19 protein-coding genes are annotated in these 16566 nt (G+C 61.4%); 15 read left to right on the forward strand and 4 right to left on the reverse strand.

Translation table 11 applies throughout. From position 1 onward, the window contains the following. Window positions 1–28 precede the first annotated feature (28 nt). Window positions 29–343: a hypothetical protein gene (locus VVT58_RS22630; protein WP_145907831.1), complete on the forward strand. Its 315-nt coding sequence runs from the start codon at window positions 29–31 to the stop codon at window positions 341–343. 311 nt (window positions 344–654) lie between these two features. On the opposite strand, the gene VVT58_RS22635 is transcribed toward VVT58_RS22630, so the two are convergent. The 4 genes from VVT58_RS22635 to VVT58_RS22650 form a co-directional block, all read right to left on the reverse strand. Then, window positions 655–1329, reverse strand: a complete 675-nt coding sequence (locus tag VVT58_RS22635; RefSeq protein ID WP_066564690.1) for a sulfite exporter TauE/SafE family protein — start codon at window positions 1327–1329, stop codon at window positions 655–657. A gap of 105 nt (window positions 1330–1434) precedes the next feature. Continuing rightward, complete coding sequence (locus VVT58_RS22640) at window positions 1435–2322, reverse strand: recombinase family protein (RefSeq protein ID WP_066564693.1); 888 nt, start codon at window positions 2320–2322, stop codon at window positions 1435–1437. A gap of 148 nt (window positions 2323–2470) precedes the next feature. Further along, complete coding sequence (locus VVT58_RS22645) at window positions 2471–3055, reverse strand: thermonuclease family protein (RefSeq protein ID WP_237230217.1); 585 nt, start codon at window positions 3053–3055, stop codon at window positions 2471–2473. Further along, window positions 3052–3936: a toprim domain-containing protein gene (locus tag VVT58_RS22650; protein ID WP_237230218.1), complete on the reverse strand. Its 885-nt coding sequence runs from the start codon at window positions 3934–3936 to the stop codon at window positions 3052–3054. Before VVT58_RS22650 ends, VVT58_RS22645 begins: the two co-directional genes overlap by 4 nt. Before the next feature lie 92 nt (window positions 3937–4028). Between VVT58_RS22650 and VVT58_RS22655 the strand changes: the two genes are divergently transcribed. From VVT58_RS22655 to VVT58_RS22720, 14 genes are all read left to right on the forward strand, one after another. Beyond that, window positions 4029–4319, forward strand: coding sequence for a hypothetical protein (locus tag VVT58_RS22655; RefSeq protein WP_066564695.1), 291 nt, complete (start codon window positions 4029–4031; stop codon window positions 4317–4319). 483 nt (window positions 4320–4802) lie between these two features. After that, window positions 4803–5480, forward strand: a complete 678-nt coding sequence (locus VVT58_RS22660) for a lytic transglycosylase domain-containing protein (RefSeq protein WP_066564700.1) — start codon at window positions 4803–4805, stop codon at window positions 5478–5480. Then, window positions 5480–5857: a TrbC/VirB2 family protein gene (locus VVT58_RS22665; protein WP_237230219.1), complete on the forward strand. Its 378-nt coding sequence runs from the start codon at window positions 5480–5482 to the stop codon at window positions 5855–5857. The genes VVT58_RS22660 and VVT58_RS22665 overlap by 1 nt, the downstream gene beginning before the upstream one ends. Before the next feature lie 58 nt (window positions 5858–5915). After that, window positions 5916–6260: a type IV secretion system protein VirB3 gene (locus VVT58_RS22670; RefSeq protein ID WP_157801350.1), complete on the forward strand. Its 345-nt coding sequence runs from the start codon at window positions 5916–5918 to the stop codon at window positions 6258–6260. Further along, window positions 6253–8643 carry a VirB4 family type IV secretion/conjugal transfer ATPase gene (locus VVT58_RS22675; protein WP_066564708.1) on the forward strand — a complete coding sequence of 797 codons (2391 nt, stop codon included), beginning with the start codon at window positions 6253–6255 and terminating at the stop codon, window positions 8641–8643. Before VVT58_RS22670 ends, VVT58_RS22675 begins: the two co-directional genes overlap by 8 nt. Before the next feature lie 14 nt (window positions 8644–8657). Then, window positions 8658–9368: a type IV secretion system protein gene (locus VVT58_RS22680; RefSeq protein ID WP_082749256.1), complete on the forward strand. Its 711-nt coding sequence runs from the start codon at window positions 8658–8660 to the stop codon at window positions 9366–9368. Further along, a complete protein-coding gene (locus tag VVT58_RS22685; protein ID WP_066564711.1) occupies window positions 9368–9673 on the forward strand; it encodes a hypothetical protein in 306 nt (101 codons plus the stop codon). Before VVT58_RS22680 ends, VVT58_RS22685 begins: the two co-directional genes overlap by 1 nt. A gap of 22 nt (window positions 9674–9695) precedes the next feature. Continuing rightward, window positions 9696–10703 carry a type IV secretion system protein gene (locus tag VVT58_RS22690; protein ID WP_066564713.1) on the forward strand — a complete coding sequence of 336 codons (1008 nt, stop codon included), beginning with the start codon at window positions 9696–9698 and terminating at the stop codon, window positions 10701–10703. A 10-nt stretch (window positions 10704–10713) separates the two neighbouring features. After that, a complete protein-coding gene (locus VVT58_RS22695; protein ID WP_066564715.1) occupies window positions 10714–11043 on the forward strand; it encodes a hypothetical protein in 330 nt (109 codons plus the stop codon). 2 nt (window positions 11044–11045) lie between these two features. Then, window positions 11046–11738, forward strand: a complete 693-nt coding sequence (locus tag VVT58_RS22700; RefSeq protein WP_066564717.1) for a virB8 family protein — start codon at window positions 11046–11048, stop codon at window positions 11736–11738. Continuing rightward, on the forward strand, window positions 11735–12580 hold the full coding sequence (gene virB9, locus VVT58_RS22705; protein WP_066564719.1) for a P-type conjugative transfer protein VirB9: 846 nt from the start codon (window positions 11735–11737) through the stop codon (window positions 12578–12580). The genes VVT58_RS22700 and virB9 overlap by 4 nt, the downstream gene beginning before the upstream one ends. A gap of 1 nt (window position 12581) precedes the next feature. Beyond that, on the forward strand, window positions 12582–13763 hold the full coding sequence (gene virB10, locus VVT58_RS22710) for a type IV secretion system protein VirB10 (RefSeq protein WP_237230220.1): 1182 nt from the start codon (window positions 12582–12584) through the stop codon (window positions 13761–13763). Beyond that, window positions 13760–14773, forward strand: coding sequence for a P-type DNA transfer ATPase VirB11 (virB11, locus tag VVT58_RS22715; RefSeq protein WP_066564720.1), 1014 nt, complete (start codon window positions 13760–13762; stop codon window positions 14771–14773). Before virB10 ends, virB11 begins: the two co-directional genes overlap by 4 nt. Further along, entirely contained in the window at window positions 14770–16566 is a 1797-nt protein-coding gene (locus VVT58_RS22720; RefSeq protein ID WP_327753074.1) for a type IV secretory system conjugative DNA transfer family protein, read from the forward strand. Before virB11 ends, VVT58_RS22720 begins: the two co-directional genes overlap by 4 nt.

Here is a 16566-nt window from a genome sequence, read left to right on the forward strand (position 1 = left end):
CAGCCCCGCTCAAAAAGGCGGCTCTGAGATGCTGTTGGCCGCGGCGTTTGCTGCACGATACAATCCTGATTGCAGGATCGCATTTATCCTGCAATCAGGCGATGAACGAACCAGATTTCTAAACATCATGCGACATCCTCTCCTTCGTCGTTACCCAATGCAAGAAACGCTGCAGAGGATAGAAGGCGTAATGGGGTCGGCCCAGCGAATTCTCCATGGCTTCGCCCAGAGCAACGTCTTTACGCCGACCGGCGGCTCGGCCGTTTCCGATGCGTTGGCCGAAGCAATATCCCTGCCCGCCAGCAACTGGCTACGCCACGTCGTAATCTGGTTTGGTGCATGACGCGGAACCAGCGATCGAGATTTTCGTGCGCGGAGCGAGTGATAGAGCGCTTGAGCGTTACCTGGCCAGCCAGACAGATGGCCGCCGTCGTTCTACCAACGGGTCTTCGCGCTCCATAAGCGCCCGCGACACTTCGCCATGTTCAACAGATTATGCAGGCGCATCAACGCCTACCAAAAGATATCCGAATCTGCCGCGCGCTGGGAGGCTCCGCCGGACATGGCCTTGCAGCCCGAATGGCCACGAAAAGTCCGGCGCAAAACCGCCAATCTCAACAGCAAACAGAAGCCTGGCCCCTCGGCTCAGGCGGTTCAGACCCGACTATTCTGATCCGGTCCTCGTTGAAGCCCATGGCGGCGCTGGAATAGCATCTTCGCCGCCGATGCGATCAAAATCGCCGCCAGCATGGGCAGTAGCGCAGCTTCGGGCACGATGCCGAGCAGCCGACCACCAACGAAGCTGCCTACGATCGGGCCCAGCGCCATGATGATGACGAACATGCGATGCCGTCCGATCACCGCGAAGCTGCTGTCGCGGCTGTAGCGCGCGAACCCCGCGATCATCGTGGGCAGGCTGATCGCGAGCGACAGGCTGCCAGCCAGCTTCACGTCGACACCGAACAGCAGGATCAGCGTCGGGATCAGCAACTCGCCGCCGGCAACCCCAAGCAGCGCTGCAACGATGCCGATCGCAAAACCGCCAAGAATGCCGACAATGATCCGCATCATCCCGTCGGCGACCAGACTGTGGCCGCCGCTCAGGCCTTGACCGAACATAAGCACCATCGCGATCCTCACCAGGAGGATGCCGATCAACCGGTGCAAGTTTTCCGGCCGCAGGCCGATTGCCCATCCGGCGCCGAACCAGGCTCCCGCAAGGCTTCCGGCAAGCAGGTTGAGAATGACCGGCCAGTGCGCGGCGATCTCGGCGAAGGGAACGGTGCCCATGCGGAACGGCAGCGCGGTCGCCACCACGATCAAACTCATGGCCTTGTTGAGGATCCGGCAGTGAAGGTCGTGACGGGATTGCGGACCGTCAGCACGTCAGTTTGCGTCATTGATCCGTCCTGCCAGTTTGAGAAGGTCGCCACGTCATTCGAGAAGTCCAAGAGCGCGCGCCCGCTCCTTCTCGCGGCGCACGCCTTCGGGTGCCCATGACAGACCACCGCGGGCCGTGGGTTCCCGTAGATCGCGCGAAAGCCATGTCGCGAGTTCCCGCAACGTCGCATCGGGATGCGTGCGAACCCTGTCCGCGAGTAACCGCGCGACGCGGGTATCGGGCGGCAAGCGCCCTGCTTTGTCGAGAATGGAAGGGTTTGCATGGCCAGCGCGCACCAAAGTGCGGCAGGCCTTGACCAGCGTCCGTTCCGAGAAGGAGCGGACTGGTGGCGAGATTGCCTGCAACTGCCTTACCACCAGCTTCCACGGCAGATGCGGGCGCAGACGCTCGACCGTCGGCAACCATCGATGCCGCCCATCGAGCAAATCATTGAGATAGCGCTCCCGATGACCATAGCGGATATCAGCGATGGCGCGCGTGTCGCGCGCGCGCATCTTGGGGTTGTCGGGTTTGGCGCCCCGCGCGACCGCGGCCTTCAGCCCCGCCCGTGTTCGCTCCCGGATGAGCGCCCTTTCGAACTCCGCAAACGCGCCCAGCATCTGGGTCATCAACATGCCTTGCGCGCTGCCGGTGTCGATCGGGTCATTGATGGACCGGAAATGGGCGCCCTTCTTCCTCAGCATCTCCACGACCTCCAGCAAATGCGACAGCGAGCGCGCGAGGCGGTCGATGCGGACCACCAGCAGCGTGTCGCCCTCCCCTGCCCTTCCGATGGCGCGTGCCAGCTGCGGACGCTCGCGGCTCGCGCCGCTGGCCTTGTCTTCAAAGATGATGGCGCACCCCGCCGCCCGCAGCGCATCGAGTTGCGCAGCGGTATCCTGCTCGTCCGTCGAAACCCGCGCATAGCCCAAGATAGCCAATTCGATTTCGCCCGATCTGCCGTTTGGCCCGTTTTGTCACAAATAGGGTAACGGGGGCAACCGGTCGGTTGCTCCCGTTACGCAGGTTCTATTCGGGAATGCTCGAGGGAATCGAACCGCTGACAGTGCGCCCGCACGTCGCTCCCGACTATGAGGTACAAGACGGCGGCAACGCCGCTCGATCAACCGCCAGTCGGCGCATGCCTTCATAGTTCTGGCCCCATAGACCAATGCGTTGCCGGGCCGCCTGCTGCATCAGCTTCACATAGGCACCGCCAGAATATCGCCGATAATCTACGGCATAGCCCTGCGCGACCATTGTGGCTGCGAGGCTCGCCCCATTTTTCTTCAGGCGACATGAGAGGTTCAGTCGACCATAGCTGGTTGCGGGGCTGCGACACTGCTGTTCCTGGCGAAGCGCGACATCAAACAAGCTGGCTGCACACTCGACGCCCCCATCGCGCTGAACCAGACCTGCCATCGTCTGCGCTGACAGCCGCTTGAGCTGTGGAAGATCATCGTCCGGCGCATCAATCCCAACAGTGCGAACCGTTGATCCCGCTACCTCCAGCGTATCACCATCAATCACTCGGGGTGCTGGATCGATTAATCGCAGCGACGCAATTCGTCCGATCTGCTGCTTTTGCTGTGCCAAGGCATAGACCGACACCGCACCAAACATCAGCGCAAGCATGACCCGTTGATGGTTGGGAAGCCCAGGAAACAGCTTCACTGCGAACGGATCTCACGCAAAAGGTCATTCCAGTCGCCAGAGTGCGGCGGCAGCTTCACATCGAGCTGCCGCCCCTTGTCAGTGAGATGCGGCTCCGCGCGTTCAATGGCGCGCTCTGCCTCACCGCCATGCTGGCTATAGATGATGATCTTGTGGATGCTCTCGGGAATGGTGATGGCCTGATATCGTTCGATCCCCAACACCGGCCACACGAAGGTTTCCGGCTCCAGCATGTTCATGACGCTCGCGGCGTCCTCAACCCCTTCTGCGAGCCGCAATATGCCATCGGCAGGAATTCCACCCCATCGTACGGCGCCACCACCAGGGTTTCCCAACAACCTCTTGGGCTTGGTGATCGCAGCCTTGCCCTTCCCGTCAGCCTGCAAAAAGGTGCGGTGGATGGCGACCACACCGATATCTTCTTCAACCGGAACAATGAGAGCAGGCGCAAAAGCCTTGTCCTCACCGCCGCCAAACTGACAGCGTGCATCAAAGCGGGCGGTGATGCCCGTCGGCACGATCGCCCGACCGCGGATATACCGTTCCGCGAGACTGCCGATGAAGGGATCGGCAAAGCGCCACGTAGATAGCGCCAGCTTATTGAAGTCGGCCTTCCCTCCCTCATGGCGTCGGCCAGGATCATGGCCAGCCGGCGGAGCGAATTGGCCGGTGCGCAGCGCTTCGACAATGGCATCGGAGGTGCAGCCGGCGAAGCAGTGAAAGAGCACTGCTTTGCGGCCGACCCGGACCGACAGGCTGGGATCGCCATCGGCATGGGCGGGACAGCGGCACATGGCGTAATCACCCTGCCATTTGCCGCCAAGCTGTCGGACGATGCGTTCGGCATCTCGTGCCACCGCGTCGGGATTGCGACCGCTCACTGGACCTCCTCTCACTTGCCACTTACCCTAAGGCTAATAAGAATAACGTCACGATACCAGCGATATATATATAAATCGCTGCATGAGGTAAAATGGAACTCGAACTGATCCTGGAACGCGAACTCACATCCCATCGCCCGGTCGCGGGCACGATCACCGACATTCAGGTGCATCAACGGGATGACGATGGCAAGTGGTACATCAACGTCCGGGTCAGCTGGCGCGGTTCGACGCCCTACCATGTCGCACTCTACGATAAGAAAAGAATCCGTTTATATTCAAAGATTTCATCAGCCATTCGCCATATTGTGAATGCCTATGGCTACAGCGCGATGATTGGCGTCAATCCATCGCCCCAATGGAACGATCCATCCCGTTTCTGAAATCGAAAAACCAGATAATCCCGTAGTTTCAGGAATTTGCTTCATCGGGGCAGGCTAGGCAGTGCCCTGAAAGCGACTTAAGCTGTTTTTCCATAGAGGTGAAAACATGCGAAATCGCTTGTCTATTTCCTTCGGCGTTGCTGCATGCCTTTTGACGTGTGCTACGCCCTATTCGGCCAAGGCCGCCGACAGCACATGGGCTTGTGAGGTGCTGCTGTGCGCGAGCAATCCAGGCGGCTGGATGCAATATGCGCAGTGCGTGCCTCCTATCCGCAAACTGCTGCGGAGCCTTGCCCTGGGCGGGAGCTTTCCGACATGCACCGCCGGCGGTGTCAGGGCGGCGAAGTACAGTGAGCCGAAAAATGGGCGACCCGGCGCTGTCGTCATGACGATGCAAGATGGCAGCCGACAGACCTATTTTGTCCCGACACAAGCGGAGGTGGCGCAAGCCGAGGCCTCCGCCATCCCGGGTGGGCCGCAATAATGCAGTTCACGACCGCCGCGATCCTGGGATTGGCAGCACAATGCGCAAGCGGCGTTGCCCCATCCACGATTGCAGCCGTGGTGCATACCGAAAGCAAAGGTTATCAGTTTGCCCTCAACGTCAACGGTGTGGCCCGGCAACCCGATCGCCCGACCAATGCGGCGGATGCGGCGCGCATCGCGCGCAGCTACATCGCCAAAGGCTATTCGGTTGATCTTGGCCTTGGGCAGATCAACTCCAACAATATGAATGCGCTCGGTCTTACATGGGTCAGCGTGTTCGATCCCTGCACCAATATCAGCGCGGCCGGACAGGTGCTTGCGGGCAATTACCATCGGGTCCGCGACGGCAGGATGCCCCAGGAGGCCCTGCGCATCGCTCTCTCGATGTACAATACCGGCAGCCAGATTCGCGGTTTTCGCAACGGCTATGTGCATCGTGTGCTGAGCAACGCTGGCGTCGCCAATGGTGTGACCCCTGTTGCCTATGCCGCGCCGATAAGCGCCGCAGAAGGCGTCAAGGAGAGCCAGCCCCCAACGACGACGCTGGCCGAGCTTGCCGCTGAAAATATGGCCGATGCCGGGCCGACACCGGCGGCATCACCACCGCCCGCCTGGGACGTCTTCTCCCGCGCGGCTTTCGAGCATGCCCGCCACGCGGAAATAGGAGGAAGCTGATGAAATTGAGCGCAGTCTCGCAAATACACCCGTGGCCGGTACGATCGTCCGTCCAGCGCTATGCAAGGGGCATGTCACCACTGCAACGCAGGGTGACGTCATTTGCCGCCATAGCCGCTATCGTCAGCATTGCGACGCTCCTCTCTCCCGACCCCGCTTTTGCCCAATCTGCTAATCTGGAGGGCTTCGCCAATAATGTGCTCAGCCTACTCAGCAATGGCCTGCTGCGCGCCTTGGCGGTGATCGCGGTCATCATCGCGGGCGCGGGATGGCTAATGGGGCGGGTCAACACCGGTGGCCTTGTCACGGTGATCATCGGGATTGCGATCATCTTTTCCGCGCCGTGGATCGTGGATCAGATCGCAGGCTCCGCCTGATAGCCAAGCGGCTCGACACGATGCCGGGCCGCCATTTTCTGAGAGCCAGGAGGACCGCTTGGGCGAGGAGAGAGAAGAAATAGCGCGCAACACGCTGTTCCTGGCAGTGACGCGCCCTGCCCTATGGGCCGGTATCCCAATTGAGGCCGCCGTGCCGATCCTGTTGGTTTCGGCGATCGTTCTCATCGGCACCAATAATCCGATCTATGCCCTCATCACGGCGGCTGTCTGCTATGGCCTCGCCCGCATCGTGGTGCGTCAGGATGTGAATGCCTTTCGGCTGATTTTCCTGTTCTTCCGCACCAAGGCGGCGAACCGCAACCGGACCTTCTGGGGCGGATCGAGCTACACCCCCCTTCCCCTCAAGGGCATCGCGCGCAAGGGCTTCGGCCGCCATGGCTAGTGCCCATCGCCTCTCAGCCCAGGTGCCGTTGAAGGTCGCGCTCAAGGAAGTGATGCCGACCAAGTTTCTGCCTTATGCCCGGCATATCAACGACCAGATGATCATGCTCGATTCTGGCGCCATTATGCTCAGCTTCGAGTTACAGGGGCGCGCCTTCGAAACCGCCGATGTTCGCGACCTCAACGATTGGCACGCCAAATTGAATGGCATGCTCCGCAACCTCCATGATGACCGCCTCTCCATCTGGACGCATCTTGTAAGAGCGCGGGTCGAACAATATCCCGGCGGCAATTTCCGATCGAAATTCGCCAGCGATCTGGATGCCGCCTATTTCGGTCGGATCAACCGCGAGCGGATGTTCATCAACCGCTTCTTTGTCACCCTGCTGGTGCGCCCTTCTGCGCATGGCGCCGACAAGCTCATTCATCTCTTCCGGTCCAAAGGCAGGAATGACGCGGCCGCCAATGCAGTCGATCAGAATCTAATCGAGTTCCTGGAAGACAAGGCCCGGGATTTCGAGAAGCTGATGGCCCGCTGCGAGCCACGCCGCCTCGCCATCTATGGGCAGCGCGGCCTTAAATTCTCCGAACCGCTGGAAGTCGCCGAGATGGTGATGACCGGCCGCTATCGCCGCGTGCCGATCATTCGCGGTCATCTGGGCAGCGCACTCTATCGGCAGCGGGTCATTTTCGGGGGAGAGACCGTGGAAGTCCGCGATGCGGATCGCAGTTCGTTCGGCGGCATATTCGGAATTCGCGAATATCCCGCCTTTACCACGCCTCGCCAGTTTGAATCCCTCCTCGCCGTCGATTTCGGGTTCGTCCTCACCCAATCCTTCACCTTCCTTGGCCGCGCCACCGCAGCGGAGCGCTTTCGCCTGCGGCAGCGTCAGATGGAGAATGCCGACGATCGGGCTATCAGCCAGATGCACGATCTGGTCGATGCGGCCGACGATCTCATGTCGAACCGCTTCGTGCTCGGCGACCATCATTTTACCCTGGCCGTCTATGGCGGCAGCCTTAAATCCCTGCGCGATCATATGTCGATCGCGCGTGCCGCGCTTGCAGACACAGGCATGGTGGCAGCACGCGAGGGGGCCGCCCTGGAAGCCGCCTATTGGAGCCAGCTTGTCGGCAATTTTGCATGGCGGGCGCGGCCGGCGCCGATCACGTCGCTCAATTTCGCGGCCTTCTCGCCCTTCCATACCTATCCCGCTGGTCACGCAACCGGCAATCATTGGGGCGACGCCATCGCGCTACTCAAGACTAGCGCGCGCAGCCCCTATTTCTTCAGCTTCCACAAGCGAGATGTCGGACACACGATGGTCATCGGCCCGACTGGCGGTGGCAAGACGGTCCTCTTGAACTTCCTCATGGCACAGGCGGAAAAGACCGGTGCCCGGCAGATCTTCATCGACAAGGATCGCGGCGCCCAGATTTTTGTGCTGGCGAGCGGCGGCAGCTATCTGACGCTCGCCAACGGCGCACCGACGGGCTTCGCTCCATTGAAGGCATTGTCGGACACGCCGGAAGACCGCGCATGGCTATCGCTGTGGATCCGCCAATTGGTTCGCGTCGAAGGACGGGCCATTTCCATTCAGGAAGAAAAGCGGATTGATGATGGCATTGCGGCCGTCATGAAACTGCCGCCCGCTGCCCGCTCGCTCGATGCGTTGCGGACCATGCTCGGCATGGCCGATGAAGGCGGGGTGGGCGCGAGGCTGGAGAAATGGACCTCGCGCGGCGCGCTGGGCTGGGTGTTCGATAACGCCGCAGACGAAATGACGCTCGACGCCCGCTTCATCGGCTTCGACATGACCGATTTTCTCGACAATGCCGATATTCGCGCTCCGTTGATGCTCTATCTGTTCCATCGCATCGACAAGCTGCTGACCGGCGAGCGCACCATGATCGTGATCGACGAATTCTGGAAGGCGCTGGGTGACAATGCATTTCGCAGCTTCGCGCAGGACGGCTTGAAGACATACCGCAAGCGCAATGCGCTCATGGTGTTCGCGACCCAATCGCCCGGCGATGCGCTCAAGAGCGACATCAGCCATTCCATCCTTGAGCAGGTCGCGACGAAGATAATGCTCCCCAACCCCAATGGCCAGCGGCGGGACTATATCGAGGGCTTCTCCATGACGGAGGCCGAATTTGTCCTCATCCGCGAGGAGCTTGCCCAAGAATCCCACAAATTTCTGGTGAAGCAGGGTCACGATTCTGTTGTCGTCGAATTGGATCTGACCGGCCTCGACAATGAGCTGGCCGTTTTGTCAGGCCGGGCGGAAACGACCGCCGTCGCCTGCGAGGTGATCGCCGAACATGGCCGCGATCCTGCCACGTGGCTCCCCATTTTCCATCAGCGCCGACGCTCAAGTTGAGAGGAGAGGTAAGGATGAAGGGCAAAAGACTTCACTATTGGGTGGCAGGGGCCTCGCTTCTGACCATCGCAACGTCAGCGCAGGCGCAGGGAATCCCCGTCAGCGATACCCGTGGCTTATTCCAGCAGCTGGAGCAAGTTCGCCAGGGCGTGTCGATGCTGCAGCAGGGCGCCAATCAACTTCAGCAGGCCCGCGACCTGTATCGCGATCTCAACAAGGCGACCGATATCGGGAGCATTGCGAGCAGCCTGCGCACCGACGCCATGCGAGAGTTGAACGTGTCTTCCGGCAGTCTGGACGGTTATGCCAACGGAAATCTGGATGTGATCGGTCGTCTGCGTGGCCGTTCCGACAGCGTGTATCAAGGCTTGATGGGGCAGCTGTCCCCCGATGTCTCGGACAGCACGCGCGCAAGCTATGAGACCGGCGCACGAAGCGCGGCCGTTACGGCGGGCCTGGCGGGATCGGTGGGCGATTCCGTGACAAGTCGCCGCGAAGGCCTGGAAGAACTGCGCAGCCGCCTGGCCACCGCGAACTCAGCGGCAGAACGCGCCGACATGAGCGCTCGCCTTCAGCTGGAACAGGCGCAGATGACGAATGACATGATGGCCCTGCAAGCGGTCGAGCTGCAACGCCGCGCGAAGGCCGAAGCCGATTATCAGGGATATGTCACGCTCCAGCAGCGGGAAGCCGCGAAATTCCGTCGCCAGATGGGGATCGACTAATGCGGATACCACTTATCCTTGCCGCCACCTCCCTGGCGCTGTCTGCGTGCTCGCCGTCCGAGAAGGCGCAGACGGGAGACGGCCTTCGTTCAGACATTCCTCTTCGCACGGTCGCGTATTTCATCAAAAATGACAGCGATCGGGCTGAAATGGACGCAGTATGTACCGCTTGGAAGGGTTCGCAGCGCCCGATCACGAGCTGGCCCGCTGTTGTGACCGAAAACTGCAACAATGCCGACACCGCTCGATATCAGCTGATCCAAAAGCGCGAGCGTGAAAAATTCAAAAAGCAAATGGGCATCTGATGCCGCGATAGGGCGATAACCGATGGATTTCCCGATCTTCGAGACCATGATGAATTCAGTGGATGGCGCCCTCGCCGGCATCATCGCTCTCTATTCCTCGGTGATCGGCATTATTTCTGCTCCGCTCCGTGTCGGCGTGACCATCTATATCATCCTGCTGGGCGGCGCGATCCTGAGAGGAGCTGTGCAATATCCCGCGCGTGAATTTGTCTATCGTGCGCTGAAACTCGCGGCCCTTACATGGGCAGTCAGCTCCCTCTATGGCGCGTCTGTCGGTCTATTCACAATGCATGGGTTGCCCGGTCAGTTCGCCAGCGCGCTCGGCGGTGCGGATATCAACGGTCTCGGCGGTTATTTCGACACGCTGTTACAAGGCGCGGCGCGAGCCATCGCAAAGATCACCGAAATCGTCGACGAGCATACTCAAGAGGCCGGGAAGAACTTGGTCGGCATTCCCAATAATTTTGTGGAGATCATCCTCGCTGCCATCGCCAATCTCGTCATATTGATTGCCGCTCTGCTGTCATGTGCACTCGGCTTCACAATTTGCGCCTTTGCCCTCTTCGCACTCGCGCTGCTGGCAGTCGTCGGACCACTTTTCGTGGCCGCTTTGCTATTCGATTCTACACGGGGATGGTTCTTCTCATGGATGGGGTCGGCGATCAGCTATATCATGCTGGTCGTCTTCGCGCTGCTGGTCACCCTCTTCATCTCGCAAACGACCGACACCTTCATCAACGCAATCTCGAACGAGGACAGCGTGCTGGTCGCCGCATTCAAAGCTCTGTCATTCTATGTGCTGGGCTTCTACTTCTTCCTGCAGATCCCCAGCCTGGCATCGGGCCTGGGTGGCGGTGGCCCTGCCCTGGCAGCCCAATTTGCCAACGCCGTTACAGTGAACTTCGCCCCGGCCGCTGGCCGCACCATGGCGGGCGCACCCTCAAGCGGCGTCCGCGCCATTGGTGCTGGCGCCTGGCAATTGGGTGGCAGCCGAAACGGCGGCGGCGGAACGTTGACCCGCACGCGATAGGAGAAATGCCGTGAATATCGTCAAGGCCCTCGTGCCGCTTGCCCTTCTTACCATTCCATTGGCCGCCCCCGTCTTTGCGGCCAAGGAAGCCAAGGTCCCGCGCTGCAATGGCCAGTCCAAGCGGCCCGCCAACCCCTATGGGACAATCCTCCCGACGCTCCCCGCGCGCGGTGCTGCGGCACCCACGCCTGCAATCCCGCCGACCCAGTTCTTTCCTTCACCCAGCAGTCCGCAAAGCGATGGTCCAGCAGCGAAGGTGGATCGCGTGCCACCGATCAGCGAGGCCACGCCTCCCCCTGCCCCCGGCGCGACCTCTCGCGCCGTCTATGCGAGTTGCTGACCATGGCAATCGGGGTCAAAGACAGCGCCGAGGATCTGAAGGCCTACTTCGCCGAAGCGCAAAGCTGGGATCGGGAACGCTTCGTCGCGGCCGAACGGTCGAAGCGGCTCGCCTGGATCGTGGCAGGCTCCGCCAGCGCAATCGCGGTCATCGGCGTCGCGGCGGTGGCGATGTTATCACCGCTCAAGACCGTGGTGCCCTATGTCGTCACCGTCGATCGCTCGACCGGCGCCACCGAAGTGACCCAGCAACTTCGGGGCGACAAGACGGTCACCTATGATGAGGCGGTCCGCAAATATTTCCTCGCCAATTATGTCCGGTCCCGCGAGGGCTGGATACCGCAGGCGCGGCAGGAATTTTTCAACCAGGTACTGGCGCTGTCGGCGCCGGAGGAACAGCGCCGCTGGATCAGCTTCTACAAGAAGGACAATCCCGACTCCCCGCAAAACCAGCTGACGGCCAGTGATACAGTCTTCGTCGCGGTGCGGGCGGTCTCCTTCATTTCGCCGACCGTGGCCCAGGTGCGGTTCACCAAGCGGCTGGAACGAGATGGGCAGGCCACCGAAACGCCGGCCATCGCAACCATTACGTTCGACGTGCTTTCCAAGCCGGAATCTGAAGCCGGCCGCTACGCCAATCCGCTCGGCTTCCAGGTGAAAGCCTATCGCGCGGACGTAGAGATAGGTGGAAAATGAAACAGCTCCTCATGGTATCGGCCGCGATGCTGGCCTTTGCGCTCCCGATGAGCGCCCGCGCCGAAAACACGCCCCGCCCTGTCACCGCCGACCATCGGGTCCGCGAGGTCAATTATAGCGATCAGAATGTCATCGCCATCCGCAGCGCCTTTCGCACGGCCACCCAGATCGAGTTCGCGCAAGGCGAGGTGATCAAATTCGTGGCCATGGGCGATACCGTGTCCTGGGAAGTCGCCCCGGCCGAAAATTCCCTGTTCATCAAACCGCGCGAGCGCGCGGGCGGGACCAATCTCATCGTCGTCACCGACTATGCCGGCCAGAAGCGCAATTACACCTTTGCGCTCGCCGCCGTCGCCAATGGCCGCTCGTCCGAAACATTCTACAAGGTCAGGGTCCGCTATCCCGAACAGGAGGCGGCAGCCCGCCGGGAGGCCGCTGCCCGCCAGCAGCTCACCCAGGTGCTCGCTCAGCAAAATGGGGCAATCAAGGCCGCACTGGACCTCGGCGTGCTCGAAGGCACCCGCAACCTCAACTACAGCGTGCAGGGCTCCTCGGAGATCCAACCTTCCGAAGTCACCGACAATGGCCAGTTCACGGTCCTGCGTTTTCCCAATCAGCGCGAGATTCCCGCCATCTTCACGGTCAATCCCGATGGCAGCGAAGCCACGGCCTCCTTCGATGTGCGCGACGAATTTGTCGTGATCCATGGCGTGTTCCGGCAACTGCGCCTGCGCCGGGGCAAGGTGGTGCTGTGCATCTACAATGACAGCCCGAACTTCTACGGCCGTGATCCCAAGACGGACACGGCGTCGGAAGTGGTGGAGCGCAAGACGGAGAATTGATGTGAACGACAGGCATTTCGACGTCGACGCGACCCCCGACATGAACGAGATCGACCGGGATGCGGCAGCGGTCGATCGCCCCAACCGCATTCCTTCGCTGACATCCGTCCAATGGGACACGAAGAAGATGATCGTGGCCGGGGCCATCGGCGGCTCGCTGCTGTTTGCCGGCCTCACTATCGCCGCGGGTGTCGGCGGCAACAACAAGCTGCCCGAGGTCAAGGCCAAGCCGCCCGCGCCTGAAGTACCCTATGATCCCAAGACCGTGATCGCGCCCACGCTGGAGACAGCCGCGCAAGATCCCAACGCGCCCATTCCGCTCACCGGCGAGCAGGTCCCCGCAATCGGGCCGGGAACCCCTGGCACCTATGCCAAGCAATCGCCGGAAGCAACCGCTGCACAGCGACGGATGGCAGAGGCGCAGGCCCTGCGCGATTCCGCCCGCCGCTCCACCCTGGTTGCCTATAGCGGCACCAGCGGCCAATCGCTTGGCCAACAAGCCGCAGCGTTCGGCGGCAACCTGCCCGATGCCAACGCTGGTGAAGGCGGCTCCCAACAAAATACCGCGCTGGACAATCTCAAGCGTACCTCGGCAATCGGCCGCACCAGCGCCCGCATGATCGGTGACCGCAATTATCTGGTCACAGCAGGCTCGATCATTCCCTGCACCCTTCAGACCGCGATGGACAGCAGCGTGCCGGGCTACGCCACCTGCATCGTTCCACGCGACATTTATTCCGACAATGGCCGGGTCGTGCTGATGGAGAAAGGCACCCGGGTCTTCGGCGAATATCAGGCCGGGCTCAATCGCGGGCAATATCGCCTCTTTGCCATGTGGAGCCGCGCCGTCACGCCGCGCGGGGTCGCGATCGACATCACGTCGCCCGCGTCAGACAGTTTGGGGCGCGCAGGCATTGGCGGGAAGGTCGATCGCTTCTTCTGGGAGCGCTTTGGCTCCGCCCTGCTGTTCAGCGTGCTGGAGGATGGCGCCTCGGTCGCCTCCAATGCCGTGGGCCAGGCCGGCAGCAATGTGACCCGCGTGCCCTCGGATTCCGCGTCCACCATCCTCCAGGACACGCAGCAGATAAAGCCCGTGTTGCGGGTGGCGCAGGGGACCGACCTTGCGATCACCGTGGCGCAGGATTTCGACTTTGCCCAGGTTTATGGATTGAGTCTCAAATGACCGTCACCGCCTTCCGCAATACGGCGGTGCTGGACGACGCCATCCAGCCCTTACGCAAATATCTCGATGATGAGGACGTCACCGAGGTTGTCATCAACCAGCCTCTGGAGGTTGCGGTCGAGCGGCGAGGTGGCTGGACTTGGGGCCGGGAAGAGGAATTGACCCTCCCTCGCCTCAACATATTGGCGACGGCAGCGGCAGCGTTCACCTCCCAGGACGTCACGCGCGAGAACCCGATCTGCTCGACCATCTTTCCAACCGGCGAGCGCGTCCAGATCGTCGCGCCGCCGGTGGCGCCGGACGGAACAGTGTCGATCACGATCCGCAAGCCCTCGACGAAGGCCATGAGCATGGAGGATTTCGATGCCAGTGGCCTCTTTGCCGAAACGAAGGTCGCCGAGCGGGGCATGACCGACATCGAGCATCAGCTCCTTGGCCTGCTGGCAGACGCGCGCCATGTCGAGTTTTTCAAGTTGGCGGTGCGCAGCCGCCTCAATATCCTCATCTCCGGCGCAACCGGGTCAGGCAAGACGACCTTCGCCAAGGGGCTGATCCAGCTCATCCCGGAAGAGGAACGGCTGCTCACCATCGAAGACACACGCGAGCTGGTGGTCCCCCACCGCAATGTCGTCCACATGACCTACAGCAAGGACGGCCAGGGCACCGCCAAGGTCACAGCCAAGGAATTGCTCGAAAGCGCCCTGCGGATGCGGCCCGATCGCATTTTGCTGCAGGAGTTGCGGGACGGCACCGCCTTCTTCTACCTGCGCAACGTCAATAGCGGCCATCCCGGATCCATCACGACCATCCACGCTGCGTCGGCGGAACTGGCCTTCGACCAGCTCACCCTGCTGGTGAAGGAGAGCGAGGGGGGAGCGGATCTTGGCCGCGACGATATCCGCTCGCTCCTCAAGATCCTCGTCGACGTCGTGGTTCAGATGAAAAAGGTGAGAGGGCAGTTTCGCGTCATGGAAATCTATTATGATCCCGCAGGGCGGCACGCCGCATGAGCCGGGGCGCGACGCTGGCGATCGGCATTCCCGCCGTCCTCCTGCTCCTGTGTCTTACCGGCTCCATTGTCGCGTGGTTTGCCCTCGGCCTTCCCGCCGCCGCCTATGATCCGCTGAAGATGCCAGCCTTCTTCTGGTATTATCGGGGTGACCCTGTCGTCCAAAAGGGGCTCGCCGGCGGCATGGCAGCCGGATCGCTGCTGTCGGGTCTGCTTCTTTACTGGTTCGTGACCCGCAAGCCGCCACTGCACGGCGCGGCCCGCTTTGCCAGGGAACGCGAGATTGTGCGCCACGGCTTCCGCGGCAAGGACGGGATCGTCCTGGGCAAGAAATCCGGTCGCTACCTGATTTTCGAGGGCAATGAACATTGCATCGTCGAAGCCCCCACGCACTCAGGTAAAGGCATTGGTATCGTCATCCCCAATCTGCTGAGCTGGCCCGGCTCGACCGTCGTGCTCGATGTGAAGCGTGAGAATTATGATGTGACCGCAGGCTTTCGCGCGAAACATGGCCAAGCCGTCTATCTGTTCAACCCGACCGAACCCGAGGGCCGTACCGCCCGCTATAACCCGCTCAGCTATATCGACAGGCAGGACGCCGACCAGGTCATCATCGAGCTTCAGAAGATCGCGACCATGTTGTTCGTGCCTCCTGAGCGGGGTGAACCCTTCTGGACCGATTCCGCGCGCACGGCCTTTGTCGGCGTCGGCGCCTATCTCGCCCAGGCCGACGGGCCCTTCACGATCGGCGCCATCTACCGGCTGATGACCACGGGCGATACACGGGGCACTTTCCGTCGGATCCTCGACGATCGGAGTCTGCGCCTCTCGGCAGGCTGCCGCAACGCGCTCGCTGATTTCACGTCGGGCGCTGACAACACCTTTGCCGGCATTGTCCAGACGGTCACATCCAAGCTCAGCTTGTGGCTCAACCCCCGGGTCGATGCGGCCACCGAGGATAGCGATTTCGATCTGCGCGAACTGCGGATGCGGCCCATGTCGGTCTATCTGGGGGTGTCGCCCGATGAGCTGGATCGGGTGGCGCCGCTCTATAATCTCCTGTTCCAACAGCTCATCGACCTCAATGTCCGCGAATTGCCTGACGCACGCACGCCGATATCCGTGCTGGTGCTGCTCGACGAGTTTGCGCGGCTCGGCCGCGCCCAGGTTATAGCCGGCGCCTTCTCCTATGTGGCGGGCTATGGCATCCGGCTTTTGCCGGTCATCCAGTCCCGTTCCCAGCTTCGCGCTGTCTATGGCGAGCATGTTGCCGACGAGATCGTCGCCAATTGCGGCGTCGAGATCGCGTTCACGCCCAAGGAACTGCGGGTCGCCAACGAGCTGTCGGAACGGATTGGCTATGTGGGGCAAGAGTCAGTGACCAAATCCCTCACCATCCATGGCATTCTTGCCAATCGCTCAAAATCCATGTCCGACCATCGCCGCGCGCTGTTGCTGCCGCAGGAACTGATGCAGTTCCCCAGTGACGAGCTACTGTTGCTGCGCGGGGGCATGCCGCCGATCCGGGCTGACAAGATCCGCTATTATGGCGATCGCCATTTCACGCGCCGGCTGGCTCCGCCACCGAGCGTCGCGCCCATCGTCCGGCGCATCGCGGAGGATGAGGACCTGCCTCCCTGCGTTCTGCCCGACGCCGACCAGCTGGCGAACCCTGACCCTGAGACCTTCGCCATGGATTGTGTCGTGATCTCGGATTTTGACGACATTTTGATCGATGTGGAGGCGAGTGAGCGCGGCGACCGCCGTGTGGGCATCATTGAGCAGGAGCGATAA

The organism is Sphingobium sp. SJ10-10 (assembly GCF_036038995.2).
GTDB lineage: Bacteria > Pseudomonadota > Alphaproteobacteria > Sphingomonadales > Sphingomonadaceae > Sphingobium.